We start from the raw sequence: 14,316 nt of genomic DNA on the forward strand, positions 1-14,316 counted from the left end.
AATGGAAAGAGGATTAAGAAAGAAAAGAATAGGTAGAGTTGTTTCAGATAAAATGGATAAAACAATAGTTGTTGCTGTTGAGACTAAGGTTAGACACCCATTATATGGTAAAACAGTTAATAGAACAACTAAGTTTAAAGCTCATGATGAAAACAATGAAGCTAAAATTAATGATAGAGTTTTAATTATGGAAACTAGACCATTATCTAAGGATAAGAGATGGAGACTTGTTGAAATAGTTGAAAAAGCTAAATAGGCTTTAAGTCTGAAAGGAGGGTAATTCAATGATACAACAACAAACCTTACTAAAAGTAGCAGATAACTCAGGTGCAAAGGAAATAATGTGCATAAGAGTTTTAGGCGGATCAAAGAGAAAGTTCGGTAACATTGGAGATGTAATAGTTGCTAGCGTTAAAAGTGCAACACCAGGCGGAGTTGTTAAAAAGGGAGACGTTGTAAAAGCTGTTATAGTTAGATCAGTTAGAGGATTAAGAAGAGCTGACGGTTCATACATTAAGTTTGATGAAAATGCAGCTGTTATTATAAAGGATGATAAGCAACCAAGAGGAACTCGTATCTTCGGACCAGTTGCTAGGGAGCTAAGAGATAACGAATTTAACAAGATTTTATCATTAGCACCTGAAGTTCTATAATGGAGGAGGTGTCTTATTTGAAGGTACATGTTAGAAAAAACGACACAGTTGTAGTTGTTTCTGGTAAAGATAAAGGAAAAACTGGTGAAGTTTTAAAAGTATATCCTAAAACAGGTAAAGTTATTGTTCAAGGAGTTAATATAGTTAAAAAGCACCAAAAACCAAGCAGAGCAAATATGCAAGGTGGAATAGTTGAAAGAGAAGGAGCTATATACAGCTCAAAAGTTATGTTATACTGCACAAAGTGCAAAAATGCTACAAGAATTAGTAACAGAATATTAGAAGATGGTACTAAGGTTAGAGCTTGTAAGAAGTGCGGAGAAACATTCTAGAATCTGAAAGGAGGTACTAAATTATGACAACAAGACTTCAAGAGAAGTATCAAAAAGAAGTAATTCCAGCTATGATTGAAAAGTTCGGATATAAAAATATAATGGAAGTTCCAAAGCTTGAGAAGATAGTTATCAACATGGGTGTTGGAGAAGCTAAGGACAATCAAAAAATATTAGAAGCAGCAGTTAATGATTTAAGCATTATTGCAGGTCAAAAGCCAATCTTAACAAGAGCAAAGAAATCAGTTGCTAACTTTAAGATAAGAGAAAACATGGCTTTAGGATGTAAAGTTACATTAAGAAAAGCAAAAATGTATGAATTTGCTGACAAGCTAATGACAATTGCTTTACCAAGAGTTAGAGACTTCAGAGGAGTTTCAAGCAAAGCTTTTGATGGTAGAGGAAATTACTCATTAGGAGTTAAAGAACAATTAATATTCCCAGAAATTGAATACGATAAAATCGATAAGGTTAGAGGAATGGATATTATCTTCGTAACAACAGCTAACACTGACGAAGAAGCAAGAGAATTATTAAGATTCCTTGGTATGCCATTTGCTCAATAATAAGGAGGGGAAACCGTGGCACGTAAGGCTATTATTGAAAAGTGGAAAAAAGAACCTAAATATAAAACAAGAGCTTATACAAGATGTAGAATATGTGGAAGACCACATTCAGTATTAAAGAAGTTTGGTATATGCCGTATATGTTTTAGAGAACTTGCTTACAAGGGTCAAATCCCTGGTTGTAAGAAAGCAAGTTGGTAAAAAACTGATATAGTGAAAGGAGGCACATTAAATGGTTATGACAGATCCTATCGCAGATTTGCTTACTCGTATCAGAAACGCAAATTCTGTTAAACATGAAGTAGTAGAAGTTCCTTCATCAAACGTGAAGAAGGCTATTGCAAATATATTATTACAAGAGGGATACATTAAAGAATTAGAGGAATATAACGATGGTGTTGTTCCAATGTTAAGAATATCTCTTAAGTATGGTGCAGATAAAGAAAGAGTTATAACTGGTATAAAGAGAATTTCTAAACCAGGACTAAGAGTTTACTGCAAGAAAGATGAAATTCCAAAGGTATTAAGCGGACTAGGAATAGCTATAATATCAACATCAACTGGTTTATTAGTTGATAGAGAAGCTAGAAAAGCTGGATTAGGCGGAGAAGTAGTTTGCTACGTTTGGTAATTCCAAATTAGAAAGTAACTAGATTAACATATATAAGAACAAGTAAAACAGGAGGTGCGATTATGTCAAGAGTAGGTAGATTGCCTATAACTATACCTGCAGGCGTAACTGTAGCTGTTTCAGCAGATAATGTTGTTTCAGTTAAGGGTCCAAAGGGCGAACTTGTTAAAGCTATGAACAAAGACATGAATATAGCAGTTGAAAATAACCATGTTGTGGTTACTAGACCTAGCGATCAAAAAGAGCATAGAGCTCTTCACGGATTAACTAGAGCATTAATCAACAACATGATAATCGGAGTTGAAAAAGGATTTGAAAAGAGCTTAGAATTAATCGGTGTTGGTTACAGAGCTCAATTACAAGGAAAGAAACTTGTAATGAACTTAGGATATTCACATCCAGTTGAAATAGAACCACTTGAAGGTGTTACTTTCGAAACTCCAGCTGCAACAAAAGTTATTGTTAAAGGAATAGACAAGGAAAAGGTTGGAGCTGCTGCGGCTGATATAAGATCATGGAGAAAACCTGAACCATATAAGGGTAAAGGAATTAAGTATGATAACGAAGTAATCAGACGTAAAGAAGGTAAAACTGGTAAGAAATAATAGAAAGGAGTGAAACCTTTATGTTTAAGAAGGTAGACAGAAAAGCTAGTAGAGAAAGACGTCACCTAAGAGTACGTAAGAAAATTTCTGGTACTCCTGAAAGACCAAGACTTTCAGTATATAGAAGTGAAAAAAATATATATGCTCAAATTATAGATGATGTTAATTCAGTAACATTAGTTTCAGCTTCAAGCTTAGATAAAGCAGTTGATGTTAAAGTTGGCGGAAATAAAGAAGCAGCTAAATTAGTTGGTGAATTAATAGCTAAAAAAGCTTTAGAAAAAGGAATCTCAGAAGTAGTATTCGACAGAGGTGGATACGTATATCATGGAAGAGTTCAATCTTTAGCTGAAGCTGCTAGAGAAGCAGGCTTAAAATTCTAATAAACAAGGAGGGAAATACATGAGAATCGATCCTAGCACACTAGACCTTAAGGAAAAGGTTGTTAATATAAACAGAGTAACTAAGGTTGTTAAGGGTGGTAGAAACTTCAGATTCAGCGCTTTAGTAGTTGTTGGCGACGAGAACGGACACGTAGGCGTTGGAATGGGTAAGTCAATAGAAATCCCAGAAGCAATTAAAAAAGGAATAGAAGACGCTAAGAAACACTTAGTAAGTGTTGCTATAGTTGGAACAACTGTTCCTCATCAAATATATGGAAAATTCGGAACTGGTAAAGTTCTTATAATGCCAGCTAAAGAAGGTACAGGAGTTATCGCTGGAGGTCCAGCTAGATCTGTATTAGAATTAGCAGGATTAAAGGATGTTAGAGCTAAGTCATTAGGTTCAAACAATCCAAAAAACATGGTAAATGCTACAATTAACGGTTTAGCAAACTTAAGAACAGCTGAAGATATAGCTAAATTAAGAGGCAAAACTGTTGAAGAAATTTTAGGTTAGGAGGGAAAAGCAATGGCAAAAATTAAAGTTACTCTTGTTAAGAGTTTAATTGGAAGAAAAAAAGACCATATTGCTACTGCACATGCCCTTGGACTAAAAAAGATTGGTAAGACAGTAGAACATGAAGAAACTCCTCAAATCAGAGGAATGATTAATAAAGTTGACTATCTACTAAAAGTAGAAGAAGTTTAGTAAGAGGAGGTGCATTGAGTAATGAAGCTTCATGAATTAAAGCCAGCAGCTGGAAGTAAGAAAGCTCCTAAAAGAGTTGGTAGAGGTACTGGTTCAGGATTAGGTAGAAATGCTGGAAAAGGTGAAAAGGGCCAAAAGGCTAGATCAGGTGGTGGAGTTAGACCAGGATTTGAAGGTGGTCAAATGCCATTATATAGAAGACTTCCTAAGAGAGGTTTCACAAATATATTTGCTAAACAATATGTAAGTATTAACGTTGATAGATTAAATATATTTGAAAATGGAACTGAAATAACACCAGAAGTTTTACTTGAAAGAAGAGTTATAAGTAAGGTAAAAGACGGAGTTAAGATTTTAGGAAATGGTACACTAGAGAAGAGCCTAACTGTAAAAGGATGTAAGTTCTCAAAATCAGCGGCTGAAAAGATAGAAGCAGCTGGAGGAAAAGTTGAGGTGATTTAGTATGCTATCAACCCTACGTAATGCCTGGAAGGTTCCCGAATTAAAAAAGAGATTTTTATGGACTATATTTTTAGTTGCAATTTTCAGGATAGGAACACATATTCCTGTTCCTGGAATGCGCACAGATGTTTTAAAGAGTTTAGCAAGTAGTGGAACTATATTTGGTTTCTATGATTTAATATCAGGAGGAGCATTTAGACAATTTAGTATATTTGCACTAAGTGTAACACCTTACATTAATGCTTCTATAATAGTTCAATTATTGACTATAGCAATTCCTTCATTAGAACAACTTTCAAAAGAAGGTGAAGAAGGAAGAAAGAAAATACAAAAGATTACAAGAATTTTATCTATAGCAATTGGATTTGTTCTTGCTTTTGGAACTTATAGTATGGTTGCAGCTAGAGGTGCTACATTCGGGATGTCATGGTATGAAGTTATTATTGTTTTAATAGCGTTAGTAGCAGGATCAACATTCTGTATGTGGTTAGGAGATCAAATTACTGCTAAAGGATTTGGTAATGGAATATCCATACTAATATTTGTAAATATAGTATCACAGTTACCTACAACTTTAATGTCATTATTTACATTAAAGGATCAAGGGAAAATATCTATTATAGGTATTTTATTATTTGTTGCTGCTGCAATATTGTTATTATGTCTTGTAATATTCTTCTCATTAGCAGAAAGAAGAATACCTGTTCAATATGCTGGTAAAGCTGTTGGATCTAAAATGATGAGAGGCCAAAGCACTCACATTCCATTAAGCATAATAGGATCTGCTGTTATAGCAATAATCTTTGCTATGTCAGTTATGATGTTCCCTAAGACAATTGCAGAATTTTTCCCAAATCATGACTGGGCAATTTGGATAGTAAGTAATCCATATAGTATATTCAATGAAACAACATGGATGTATCCAGTAGTTTATTCTATATTAACTATATTCTTTACATGGTTCTATACACAAATTACATTTAAGCCTGATGAAATGGCAGAAAATCTGCACAAATCAGCAGGATTTGTACCAGGAATAAGACCGGGAGAAGCAACAGAAAAGCATTTTGAAAGAGTACTTACAAAAGTATCATTAATTGGAGGAGTATTTGCAGCTTTATTAGCAATACTACCAATATTAATTTCAAATTCACAATTACAAGGAATTCAATTTGGTGGAACCTCATTATTAATTATGGTTGGTGTTGGACTTGATTTCTCAAGACAATTAGATTCACAATTAGTAATGAGACATTATCAAGGATTCTTAAAATAGATTAATAATGGAGATGATGCCGGTGAAGATAGTATTATTAGGTCCTCCTGGAGCAGGTAAGGGAACACAGGCAAAATCAATTAGTAATAGATACTCAATACCACATATTTCTACTGGAGATATATTTAGAAAAAACATTTCTGAAAATACTCCTTTAGGAATAGAAGCTAAAAAGCACATCGATAAAGGACAGTTAGTACCAGATGAAATTACTATTAATATGGTAAAAGATAGGTTACAACAAGAAGACTGTAAAGAAGGATACTTGTTAGATGGCTTTCCAAGGACAGTTCATCAAGCAGAGGCTCTTCAAGAATTCCTTTCAGATAGAAATGAATCACTTGATACAGCTTTATTGATTGAAGTACCTACTGGATTTATTTTAGAAAGAATGACTGGTAGAAGAGTATGTCCATCATGTGGAGCTAGCTATCATATAAAGTTTAATCCACCAAAGATAGCAGGAAAATGTGATGTTTGTGGAAGTGATATAATCCAAAGAAAAGACGACACAGAAGAAACAGTGTCTGAAAGACTTGATGTGTATGAGAGACAAACACAACCACTGATTGATTTTTATAAAGAAAGAAACTTACTTTCAATTGTAGATGGAACAAAAGCTATTAATGAAGTATTTGAAGGGATCTGTAATATCTTAGGGAGTGTTAAATAATGATTATCATTAAAAACAACAAAGAGATTGATCTAATGAGATCAGCAGGTAAGATAGTAGCAGAAACATTACTACTTATTGAGGAAAAAGTAAGACCAGGAATAACTACTGCTGAATTAGACAGGATAGCAGAAGAATTTATAACTAAGCATGGAGCAAGGCCTTCATTCAAAGGTCTATATGGTTTTCCAGCTTCACTATGTATATCTGTTAACGAGCAAGTAGTTCATGGGATCCCAGGAGGTTATGTATTAAAAGATGGAGATATAGTTAGTGTGGACTGTGGAGCTAATATAAATGGCTTTCACGGTGATGCTGCAAGAACTTTTGGTGTAGGAAATATAACGAAAGAAGCTGAAAGGTTAATTAATGTAACAGAGGAAAGCTTTTTTAAGGGAATTGAATATGCTAAAGTAGGTAACAGACTTACTGATATATCACATGAAATACAGAACTGCGTAGAAGCAGCAGGCTTTTCCGTAGTAAGAGATTTCGTAGGACACGGTATAGGTAGAGTTGTACACGAAGATCCAGATATACCTAATTATGGTCGTCCAGGAAGAGGGCCAAAATTAGTGGAGGGAATGGCATTAGCTATTGAACCTATGGTTAATGTGGGCAACTATAAAGTTAAAACATTAAGCAATGATTGGACTGTAGTAACTAGTGATGGAAGTCTATCTGCACACTACGAAAACACGATTGTAATTTTACCAGATGGACCCGAAATATTAACACTGATTAGATAAGTGTTGCTTAGTTATAAATTCGCATGATACCAAAGGGTGGCTTGTAGATTTATGACTAAGGTAATCATTGAGGTGAAAAGTTTGCAAAACAATGACTTAATTGGGAAAATGGTTCTTTCAAAAAGAGGAAGAGATAAAAGTCATTTATATGTTGTAATAGGGCAGTTAAGTGATGATTATGTAATTCTTAGTAATGGGAGCACTAAAACAGTTCAGATGCCTAAACAGAAGAATTTAAAGCATATAAGTGTTTTAGAGGATGTAGATGATGAGATTAAAGCATCTATCATATCAAAGGATAGAGGTACTGATTTAAAAATAAAAAGATTTCTAAAACTTAAAGGCATTGTTAAGGAGGGTTGATTACCTTATGTCAAAAGATGATGTAATAGAAATGCAAGGTACTGTACTAGAAGCATTGCCAAATGCTATGTTCCAAGTTGAACTAGAAAGTGGGCATAAGATTCTAGCACATATATCAGGAAAATTAAGAATGAACTTCATAAGAATTCTACCAGGAGATAAGGTTACAATAGAACTTTCTCCATATGATCTAACAAGAGGTAGAATAACATGGAGAGCTAAATAATAAAGTGGAAGATCCACTAAGTATTACAAGGAGGGTTAGCGATGAAAGTAAGACCATCAGTTAAGCCTATTTGCGAAAAGTGCAAGATTATAAGAAGAAAAGGAAAAGTAATGGTTATCTGTGAAAATCCTAAGCACAAGCAAAAACAAGGCTAATACAAAAAAGTATAGGCAAAAAAAGTATAATTTTACTATGTAAATCGTATTGACTTTTGAGTTAAACTCAAATATGATTATATAGGCATTTAAATAAGCAGATAAATTTTAGGTGCGGCTGACAGTAGAGTTAGACTCTACTGACCTAGGATTTAATTATATAAAAAAACATATAATTAAAGTTGTATGCATTTCAATATCAGGAGGTGTAAGTTTAATGGCAAGAATTTCAGGTGTAGACCTACCAAGAGAAAAAAGAGTTGAAATAGGTCTAACATATATATATGGTATAGGACTTTCTACTTCACATAAGATTTTAGCAGAAACAGGAGTAAATCCTGATACAAGAGTTAAAGATCTTACTGAAGATGAAGTAACTAAGATCAGAGAATACGTAAAAACATTAACAATTGAAGGTGACTTAAGAAGAGAAGTTGCATTAAATATCAAAAGATTAGTAGAAATTGGATGTTACAGAGGTATTAGACATAGAAAAGGTCTTCCAGTTAGAGGACAAAAAACTAAGACTAATGCTAGAACTAGAAAAGGTCCAAAGAAAACTATCGCAAATAAGAAGAAGTAGTGAGGAGGGAATTCGATGGCTCAAAAAGTTAAAAAGACTAGAAGAAGAAAAGAGAGAAAGAATATTGAGCATGGTGCTGCACACATCAAATCAACTTTCAATAACTCAATAGTTACTTTAACTGATGCAGTAGGAAATGCTTTATCATGGTCAAGTGCAGGAGCTCTAGGCTTCAGAGGATCAAGAAAAAGCACTCCATTCGCAGCTCAAATGGCAGCAGAAACAGCAGCTAAAGCAGCTATGGAACATGGATTAAAAAGTATAGAAGTATATGTAAAGGGACCAGGTGCTGGTAGAGAAGCAGCAATCAGATCTTTACAAGCGGCAGGATTAGAAGTAACTCTAATTAAAGATGTTACTCCAATTCCACACAACGGATGTAGACCACCAAAGAGAAGAAGAGTCTAGTATTCATATAGGAGGTGTAATTAATGGCAAGATATACTGGAGCTACATGTAGATTATGTAGAAGAGAAGGTATGAAGTTATTCCTTAAAGGGGATAGATGTTATACAGATAAATGTGCTTTTGTTAGAAGAAGCTATGCGCCAGGACAACATGGAGCAGCTAAGAAGAAATTATCTAACTACGGAGTACAATTAAGAGAAAAGCAAAAAGCTAGAAGAATATACGGAGTTTTAGAAGGCCAATTCAGAACTTACTATGAAAAGGCTGAGCATATGAAAGGTATTACAGGTGAAAACTTACTTAAGTTACTAGAAATGAGACTAGATAACGTTGTTTATAAGCTAGGTTATGGTGCTTCAAGAGCTGAAGCTAGACAATTAGTTACTCATGGACATTTCTTAGTAAATGGTAAGAAGGTTGATATTCCTTCATATAAAGTTTCTGTTAATGATGAAATATTAGTTTCAGAAAAGAGCAGAGGAACTGAAAAATTCAAGACATTTATTGAAAATCCAAAGACATTACCAAAATGGTTAGAAGCAAATGTTGAAAATTATTCAGGTAAAGTAATTGCTGAACCAGCAAGAGAAGATATTGACGTTCCAGTTAATGAAACTCTTATCGTTGAGTTATACAGCAAGTAATAGTTTAGTATTTGTATTGTTAAGATTTATCTTACAATACAAATATATAAGCAATTGCCCTCAGAATAATGTTGCCATTTAAAATATAAGGAGGGTTTGTACATGTTAGAAATAGAAAAGCCAATAATTGAATGTATAGAAGCAAATGAAAATGGTACTTATGGTAAATATGTAGTTGAACCATTGGAAAGAGGTTATGGTATAACTCTTGGAAATGCTCTAAGAAGAATACTTTTATCATCACTTCCAGGTGCAGCTCCAACATCAGTAAAAATTGATGGAGTACTACATGAATTTTCAACTGTACAAGGTGTTAAAGAAGATGTTACAGAAATAATCTTAAACATCAAATCTTTAGCATTAATAATGAATGGTGAAGGTCCAAAGACAATATATATAGATGCTCAAGGACCTGGAGTAGTTACAGGTGCAGATATAAAGACTGATGGAGATGTTGAAGTTGTAAGCAAAGATCTTCATATTGCTACATTAGATGACAATGGCAAGTTATATATGGAGATAACAGTTAATAGAGGAAGAGGATATGTTACTCAAAATAAAAATAAGAGTGAAGACCTTCCATTATCAGCTATTGCTGTAGATTCAATTTATACACCAGTTAAAAGAGTTAATTTTACTGTAGAAAATACAAGAGTTGGTCAAATTACTGACTATGATAAATTAACTTTAGAAATCTGGACTAATGGAACTATAAAAATAGATGAAGCTATAAGCTTATCTGCAAAAATTCTTATAGAACATTTCAAATTATTTATGTCATTAGGAGATAGCACTAATGATGTAGAAATTATGATAGAAAAAGAAGAAGATAAAAAAGAAAAAGTACTAGAAATGACTGTTGAAGAGCTAGATTTATCAGTTAGATCATATAACTGTTTAAAGAGAGCTGGCATAAACACAGTACAAGAACTTGCTGGAAAATCAATGGATGACATGATGAAGGTAAGAAATCTAGGAAAGAAATCTTTAGAGGAAGTCGAAAGAAAGCTTAAGGAATTAGGCTTAGGATTAAGACTAAACGATGAGTAAGGAGGTAAATCCATATGGCAGGTTATCGTAAATTAGGTCGTCCTACTGACCAAAGAAGAGCTATGTTAAGAAGCCTTGTTACAAGCTTTTTAAAGCATGGTAAAATAGAAACAACTGAAACAAGAGCAAAAGAAACTAGAAAGTTAGCTGAAAAGATGATCACTTTAGCAAAAAGAGGTGACCTTCACGCTAGAAGACAAGTTTTAGCTTTTGTTCACGAAGAAGAAGTAGTTCAAAACCTATTTGACAATGTTGCTCCAAAGTACGCTGAAAGAAATGGTGGATACACTAGAATGTACAAAAAAGGCCCAAGAAGAGGGGACGGAGCTGAAGTTGTTATACTAGAATTAGTATAATATATAGGGGATTAAGTGATATAACTTAGTCCCCATTTTTGCATATAAAAAATTAAATATTATATAAGAACTTAAAAATTTATTATTAAAATAATTGTAATTGAAAAAATGTATATTATAATATTCTTATGCTAATGTATATACACTTATTAAGATTTTATATAATACTTAATGAAAATTAGCCAATTTAAGGAGGGGATATATTATGAAAGAAGCAATGATTAAATGCAATGATGTATCTTTTAAATATAGAGTTCATGAAGGAGAAGAGGAAAGGTATGCTGTTAATGGCGTTAACTTTCAAGTGGAAAAAGGGGAATTTTTAGTTGTATTGGGTCATAATGGATCTGGTAAATCAACTATTGCAAAGCATATGAATGCTCTTTTATTACCCTCTGAAGGAACGGTAATAGTAGATGGCTTAGATACCTTAGATCCTAATAATTTATGGACAATTAGATCTAAAGCTGGAATGGTATTTCAAAATCCTGATAACCAATTAGTAGCAACAATAGTTGAAGAAGATGTTGCATTTGGACCAGAGAATCTTGGAGTACCCCCAGAGGAAATTAGAAAAAGAGTAGATGAAAGCTTAAAAAAAGTTGGAATGTATGAATATAGAAGACATGCACCACACTTACTTTCTGGAGGTCAAAAACAAAGAATTGCTATAGCTGGAATTTTAGCTATGAAACCAGAATGCATAATATTTGATGAACCAACAGCTATGCTTGATCCCTCAGGAAGAAAAGAAGTTTTAAGAAATATAAAAGAAATAAATAAGAATTATGGAATAACAATAGTACTTATAACTCATTATATGGATGAAGCTGCTGAGGCAGATAGAATTATTGTAATGGATGAGGGCAAAGTAATTTTAGAAGGAAAGCCTAGAGAAGTATTTTCTAATGTGGAAAAGATGAAAAAGATAGGATTAGATGTTCCTCAAGTTACGGAATTATGTTATGAATTAAAGAATAATGGTATAGATATAGATACAAATATTTTAAATGTAGATGAGATGGTGAATGCGATATGTCAATTAAAATAGAAAATTTAGTACATGTTTATATGCCAAAATCTCCTTTTGAAAAAGTGGCTTTAGATAATGTAAATATAGAAATAAATAATGGTGAATTTGTTGCACTTATTGGGCATACAGGTTCAGGAAAATCAACATTAATTCAACATATGAATGGCTTACTTAAACCAACATCAGGAAGAATAATAGTAGATGGAGAAGATATAACAAAGCCAGGTGTTAAACTTACTGATATAAGAAAAAAAGTAGGGCTAGTTTTTCAATATCCAGAATATCAATTATTTGAAGAAACTATTGAAAAGGATATAGAATATGGACCTAGGAATTTAGGACTAGAACAAGATGAAATAACTAGAAGAGTAAAGAATGCCATGAAGATGGTAGGTTTAGATTATGAAACGTATAGAAATAAATCCCCATTTGATTTAAGTGGAGGACAAAAAAGAAGAGTAGCTATAGCGGGTGTAATTGCTATGGAGCCAAAGGTTCTTATATTAGATGAACCTACAGCAGGATTAGATCCAAAGGGAAGAGATGATATTTTAGATCAAATAAAGAAATTACATACTGACTATAAGATGACTATCATATTAGTTAGTCACAGTATGGAGGATGTAGGGAAACTAGCTGAAAGAATAATAGTTATGAATAGTGGAAAGGTTGCTTTAGAAGGTACTCCAGCTATGGTATTTAAAGAAATTGATACATTAGAAAGTATAGGCCTTGCAGTTCCTCAAGTAACTTACCTTATGAGAGCATTAAAAGCAAAGGGCTTTGATGTTTCAGATGAAGTTTATACTATTAAGCAAGGAAAAGAAGAGCTACTTAGAATTTTAAAGAAAGATAAAAATTAGGGTGATAAAAAATGATAAAAGATATAACTATAGGTCAATATATACCAGGCGAAACCTTTGTTCATAAATTAGATCCTAGAACTAAAATAATTTTATCTATTTTATTTATTGTCTCTCTGTTCGTAATAGATAAATTTATAGGATATATACTAATTGTAGGTTTCTTAGCTTTAACTGTTTATATAGCTAAATTACCACCTAAATATTTATATAAAGGACTAAAGCCTGTATTTTTTCTTATTATTTTTACTGCTGTTTTAAATATATTTATGATTAAAGGAACATCAGAAACATTAATATTACAATTAGGTTTTATAAAAATATATACTGAGGGTCTTAGAACGGCTGGATTTATGGCATTAAGACTTATTTTCTTAATTATGGGAACTTCAGTATTAACATTAACAACATCTCCAATTGAACTAACTGATGGTATAGAAAGATTACTTAGACCAATTGGAAAGGAAATGGCACATGAACTTGCTATGATGATGACAATAGCATTAAGATTTATTCCTACGTTAATGGATGAAACAGACAAGATAATGATGGCACAAAAAGCCAGAGGTGCTGATTTTGAAAGTGGTGGATTAGTTCAAAAAGCAAAGAGTTTAATACCACTATTAGTGCCTTTATTTATAAGCTCCTTTAGAAGGGCAGATGAATTAGCTATGGCTATGGAATCTAGGGCATATAGAGGTGGAGCTGGAAGAACAAGAATGAAGGAATTAAAATTTTCAAATAAAGATGCTATAGCATTTGCTGTATTTTCAATATTACTAATAGGAAGTTTTCTAATAAGATTCGTTTTATAATAATTAAATAAAGGTGATGTAATATGAGAAATATAAAGCTTACTATAGAATATGATGGAACCAACTATTTAGGATGGCAAAAGCAAAAAATAGGGAGTACTATACAAAACACAATAGAAGAGGCCATAAGAGTTCTTACTAATGAAGAGGTAGAAGTTATAGGAAGCTCTAGAACAGATGCTGGTGTTCATGCTAAAGGCTTTGTAGCTAATTTTAAAACAAATAACAATATACCATCAGATAAATATAGAGAAGCAATTAATCATAAGCTACCTGATGATATTGTAATATTAAAATCAGAGGAAGTAGATGAAGAATTCCATGCTAGGTATAATGCTAAGGGGAAAACATATTCTTATTCCATATTAAATAGAGATGTACCTTCAGCCATAGATAGATATTATTTATATCATGTAAAGCGTAAATTAGATATAGAGTCTATTAAAGAAGCCTGCAAGTATTTTATAGGAACCCATGATTTTGCAGCATTTAAAAGTAGTGGTAGTTCAGTAAAAACAACAGTAAGGACAATATCTCAATTATATGTAGAAGAATATAATGATATAATTAAAATTTATGTAACAGGTGATGGTTTCTTATATAATATGGTTAGAATAATAGTAGGAACATTAATTATGGTTGGTTCTAATAAGATTAAGCCAAAGGAAATAGAGAAAATAATAGCTGAAAAAGACAGAGAAAAGGCTGGAATATGCGTGCCTGCAACGGGATTAGTCTTAGAAAAAGTTTATTATTAAAATTAATTAAATTAATTGAAATT

The 14,316-nt window shown here is 32.7% G+C and carries 26 protein-coding genes; all 26 read left to right on the top strand.

Annotated elements, in window-relative coordinates; genetic code table 11:
- Position 1: 1 nt before the first annotated feature.
- The 26 genes from rpsQ to truA all read left to right on the top strand — a co-directional run bounded on the left by rpsQ (position 2) and on the right by truA (position 14,293).
- A complete protein-coding gene (rpsQ, locus tag ACFYH6_RS01505; RefSeq protein WP_066889849.1) occupies positions 2 to 256 on the top strand; it encodes a 30S ribosomal protein S17 in 255 nt (84 codons plus the stop codon).
- Positions 257 to 284: 28 nt separating this feature from the next.
- A complete protein-coding gene (rplN, locus tag ACFYH6_RS01510; RefSeq protein ID WP_008681183.1) occupies positions 285 to 653 on the top strand; it encodes a 50S ribosomal protein L14 in 369 nt (122 codons plus the stop codon).
- Between the two features lie 17 nt (positions 654 to 670).
- Positions 671 to 985, top strand: a complete 315-nt coding sequence (gene rplX, locus ACFYH6_RS01515; RefSeq protein ID WP_316345608.1) for a 50S ribosomal protein L24 — start codon at positions 671 to 673, stop codon at positions 983 to 985.
- Between the two features lie 23 nt (positions 986 to 1,008).
- Positions 1,009 to 1,551 (top strand): 50S ribosomal protein L5, encoded by a 543-nt coding sequence (gene rplE / locus ACFYH6_RS01520; RefSeq protein WP_066889853.1) that lies wholly within the window; start codon positions 1,009 to 1,011, stop codon positions 1,549 to 1,551.
- A 15-nt stretch (positions 1,552 to 1,566) separates the two neighbouring features.
- A complete protein-coding gene (locus ACFYH6_RS01525) occupies positions 1,567 to 1,752 on the top strand; it encodes a type Z 30S ribosomal protein S14 (RefSeq protein ID WP_008681179.1) in 186 nt (61 codons plus the stop codon).
- Between the two features lie 31 nt (positions 1,753 to 1,783).
- Positions 1,784 to 2,182, top strand: a complete 399-nt coding sequence (gene rpsH / locus ACFYH6_RS01530) for a 30S ribosomal protein S8 (protein WP_416179366.1) — start codon at positions 1,784 to 1,786, stop codon at positions 2,180 to 2,182.
- Between the two features lie 62 nt (positions 2,183 to 2,244).
- Positions 2,245 to 2,787: a 50S ribosomal protein L6 gene (rplF, locus tag ACFYH6_RS01535; protein ID WP_416179365.1), complete on the top strand. Its 543-nt coding sequence runs from the start codon at positions 2,245 to 2,247 to the stop codon at positions 2,785 to 2,787.
- A gap of 20 nt (positions 2,788 to 2,807) precedes the next feature.
- Entirely contained in the window at positions 2,808 to 3,170 is a 363-nt protein-coding gene (gene rplR, locus ACFYH6_RS01540; RefSeq protein WP_416179364.1) for a 50S ribosomal protein L18, read from the top strand.
- A gap of 19 nt (positions 3,171 to 3,189) precedes the next feature.
- On the top strand, positions 3,190 to 3,687 hold the full coding sequence (gene rpsE / locus ACFYH6_RS01545) for a 30S ribosomal protein S5 (protein ID WP_156626112.1): 498 nt from the start codon (positions 3,190 to 3,192) through the stop codon (positions 3,685 to 3,687).
- 12 nt (positions 3,688 to 3,699) lie between these two features.
- Positions 3,700 to 3,879 carry a 50S ribosomal protein L30 gene (rpmD, locus tag ACFYH6_RS01550; protein WP_008681171.1) on the top strand — a complete coding sequence of 60 codons (180 nt, stop codon included), beginning with the start codon at positions 3,700 to 3,702 and terminating at the stop codon, positions 3,877 to 3,879.
- A gap of 21 nt (positions 3,880 to 3,900) precedes the next feature.
- A complete protein-coding gene (gene rplO, locus ACFYH6_RS01555) occupies positions 3,901 to 4,341 on the top strand; it encodes a 50S ribosomal protein L15 (RefSeq protein WP_066889862.1) in 441 nt (146 codons plus the stop codon).
- Position 4,342: 1 nt separating this feature from the next.
- Positions 4,343 to 5,617, top strand: a complete 1,275-nt coding sequence (gene secY, locus ACFYH6_RS01560) for a preprotein translocase subunit SecY (RefSeq protein ID WP_316345499.1) — start codon at positions 4,343 to 4,345, stop codon at positions 5,615 to 5,617.
- A gap of 22 nt (positions 5,618 to 5,639) precedes the next feature.
- Complete coding sequence (locus ACFYH6_RS01565; RefSeq protein ID WP_316345496.1) at positions 5,640 to 6,290, top strand: adenylate kinase; 651 nt, start codon at positions 5,640 to 5,642, stop codon at positions 6,288 to 6,290.
- Positions 6,290 to 7,039, top strand: coding sequence for a type I methionyl aminopeptidase (map, locus tag ACFYH6_RS01570; protein WP_316345497.1), 750 nt, complete (start codon positions 6,290 to 6,292; stop codon positions 7,037 to 7,039). Before ACFYH6_RS01565 ends, map begins: the two co-directional genes overlap by 1 nt.
- 51 nt (positions 7,040 to 7,090) lie before the next feature.
- Positions 7,091 to 7,402 carry a KOW domain-containing RNA-binding protein gene (locus tag ACFYH6_RS01575; protein ID WP_316345498.1) on the top strand — a complete coding sequence of 104 codons (312 nt, stop codon included), beginning with the start codon at positions 7,091 to 7,093 and terminating at the stop codon, positions 7,400 to 7,402.
- A gap of 7 nt (positions 7,403 to 7,409) precedes the next feature.
- Positions 7,410 to 7,628 carry a translation initiation factor IF-1 gene (infA, locus tag ACFYH6_RS01580; protein ID WP_066889870.1) on the top strand — a complete coding sequence of 73 codons (219 nt, stop codon included), beginning with the start codon at positions 7,410 to 7,412 and terminating at the stop codon, positions 7,626 to 7,628.
- 41 nt (positions 7,629 to 7,669) lie between these two features.
- Positions 7,670 to 7,783, top strand: a complete 114-nt coding sequence (rpmJ, locus tag ACFYH6_RS01585) for a 50S ribosomal protein L36 (RefSeq protein ID WP_016205879.1) — start codon at positions 7,670 to 7,672, stop codon at positions 7,781 to 7,783.
- A 217-nt stretch (positions 7,784 to 8,000) separates the two neighbouring features.
- Entirely contained in the window at positions 8,001 to 8,366 is a 366-nt protein-coding gene (gene rpsM, locus ACFYH6_RS01590; RefSeq protein WP_291625365.1) for a 30S ribosomal protein S13, read from the top strand.
- A gap of 15 nt (positions 8,367 to 8,381) precedes the next feature.
- Complete coding sequence (rpsK, locus tag ACFYH6_RS01595; RefSeq protein WP_316345685.1) at positions 8,382 to 8,774, top strand: 30S ribosomal protein S11; 393 nt, start codon at positions 8,382 to 8,384, stop codon at positions 8,772 to 8,774.
- A gap of 23 nt (positions 8,775 to 8,797) precedes the next feature.
- A complete protein-coding gene (gene rpsD, locus ACFYH6_RS01600) occupies positions 8,798 to 9,418 on the top strand; it encodes a 30S ribosomal protein S4 (RefSeq protein WP_316345612.1) in 621 nt (206 codons plus the stop codon).
- A gap of 102 nt (positions 9,419 to 9,520) precedes the next feature.
- Positions 9,521 to 10,468, top strand: a complete 948-nt coding sequence (locus ACFYH6_RS01605) for a DNA-directed RNA polymerase subunit alpha (RefSeq protein WP_291625358.1) — start codon at positions 9,521 to 9,523, stop codon at positions 10,466 to 10,468.
- A gap of 14 nt (positions 10,469 to 10,482) precedes the next feature.
- Positions 10,483 to 10,824 carry a 50S ribosomal protein L17 gene (rplQ, locus tag ACFYH6_RS01610; protein WP_136006894.1) on the top strand — a complete coding sequence of 114 codons (342 nt, stop codon included), beginning with the start codon at positions 10,483 to 10,485 and terminating at the stop codon, positions 10,822 to 10,824.
- 205 nt (positions 10,825 to 11,029) lie between these two features.
- On the top strand, positions 11,030 to 11,875 hold the full coding sequence (locus ACFYH6_RS01615; protein ID WP_316345382.1) for an energy-coupling factor transporter ATPase: 846 nt from the start codon (positions 11,030 to 11,032) through the stop codon (positions 11,873 to 11,875).
- On the top strand, positions 11,860 to 12,720 hold the full coding sequence (locus tag ACFYH6_RS01620; protein ID WP_316345383.1) for an energy-coupling factor transporter ATPase: 861 nt from the start codon (positions 11,860 to 11,862) through the stop codon (positions 12,718 to 12,720). Before ACFYH6_RS01615 ends, ACFYH6_RS01620 begins: the two co-directional genes overlap by 16 nt.
- An 11-nt stretch (positions 12,721 to 12,731) precedes the next feature.
- Positions 12,732 to 13,535 carry an energy-coupling factor transporter transmembrane component T gene (locus ACFYH6_RS01625; protein WP_316345384.1) on the top strand — a complete coding sequence of 268 codons (804 nt, stop codon included), beginning with the start codon at positions 12,732 to 12,734 and terminating at the stop codon, positions 13,533 to 13,535.
- A gap of 23 nt (positions 13,536 to 13,558) precedes the next feature.
- A complete protein-coding gene (gene truA, locus ACFYH6_RS01630; protein ID WP_416179363.1) occupies positions 13,559 to 14,293 on the top strand; it encodes a tRNA pseudouridine(38-40) synthase TruA in 735 nt (244 codons plus the stop codon).
- The last annotated feature ends 23 nt before the right edge of the window (positions 14,294 to 14,316 follow it).

The sequence above is a fragment of the Clostridium sp. HCS.1 genome, from assembly GCF_047900555.1.
Lineage (GTDB): Bacteria > Bacillota > Clostridia > Clostridiales > Clostridiaceae > Clostridium.